We start from the raw sequence: 1,190 nt of genomic DNA, 5'->3' as shown, positions 1-1,190 counted from the left end.
GGAAACTCTGAAAAAGACTTTCTGATTTGGCAAAATACCGCGACCCCACCCACCGAGTTTCCCGATGAAGCAGATGACCTTCGCCGACGCCGAGTACGCTGGCAAGCGCAAGCAAACCCGCAAGGAGTTGTTCCTGATCGAGATGGATCGGGTGGTGCCGTGGAAGGGCTTGATTGCTTTGATCGAGCCACATTATCCGAAAGGTGAAGGTGGCCGTCCGGCCTACCCGTTGATGGCGATGCTGCGTGTGCATCTGCTGCAGAACTGGTTCGGCTACAGCGATCCAGCGATGGAGGAAGCGCTGTACGAAACCACGATCCTGCGCCAGTTTGCCGGGCTGAACCTGGAGCGCATCCCCGACGAAACCACCATTCTCAACTTCCGCCGCTTGCTGGAGAAACACGAGCTGGCGGCCGGCATCCTCGCTGTCATCAATGGCTATCTGGGCGACCGCGGCCTGTCGCTGCGCCAGGGCACCATCGTCGATGCAACGCTGATCAATGCGCCCAGTTCGACCAAGAACAAGGACGGCAAGCGCGACCCGGAAATGCACCAGACCAAGAAGGGAAACCAGTATTATTTTGGCATGAAGGCCCACATCGGCGCCGATGACGAATCGGGTCTGGTGCACAGCGTAGTGGGCACGGCGGCCAATGTGGCGGATGTCACCCAGGTGGACAAATTGCTGCATGGCGACGAAAACGTGGTCTGCGCCGATGCAGGCTACACCGGTGTCGAAAAGCGGCCCGAGCATGAAGGACGTGAAGTTATCTGGCAGGTGGCGGCACGCCGCAGCACCTACAAAAAACTCGATAAGCGCAGCGTGCTGTACAAAGCCAAGCGCAAGATTGAAAAGGCCAAGGCTCAGGTGCGCGCCAAGGTCGAGCATCCGTTCCGGGTAATCAAGCGCCAGTTCGGTTACACCAAGGTGCGCTTTCGCGGCTTGGCCAAAAACACGGCGCAACTGGTGACACTGTTCGCTCTGTCGAACCTGTGGATGGCGCGCCGACATTTACTGACGAATGCAGGAGAGGTGCGCCTGTAATGCGGGAAATGGCCACCGGAGTGGGGTCCGGGTGGCGAAAACGTAAGAAATACTCGTCGAATTGATTGTTTTTTGATCATTTGGCGAGTTTAAAAGTTGCGCTAGGTGGTATGCCGGGGAAATACATGGCTACTTCAGACCATCC

The 1,190-nt window shown here is 57.2% G+C and carries 1 protein-coding gene; it reads left to right on the top strand.

The features are described 5' to 3' along the window. Positions 1 to 64: 64 nt before the first annotated feature. Positions 65 to 1,045: an IS5-like element IS1384 family transposase gene (locus KL786_RS29260; protein ID WP_010466230.1), complete on the top strand. Its 981-nt coding sequence runs from the start codon at positions 65 to 67 to the stop codon at positions 1,043 to 1,045. The last annotated feature ends 145 nt before the right edge of the window (positions 1,046 to 1,190 follow it).

It is taken from the genome of Pseudomonas sp. TAE6080, from assembly GCF_018732265.1.
Classification (GTDB): domain Bacteria; phylum Pseudomonadota; class Gammaproteobacteria; order Pseudomonadales; family Pseudomonadaceae; genus Aquipseudomonas; species Aquipseudomonas brenneri.
Note: the sequence above shows the minus strand (reverse complement) of the source record. Positions and strands in the feature narration are given on the sequence as shown.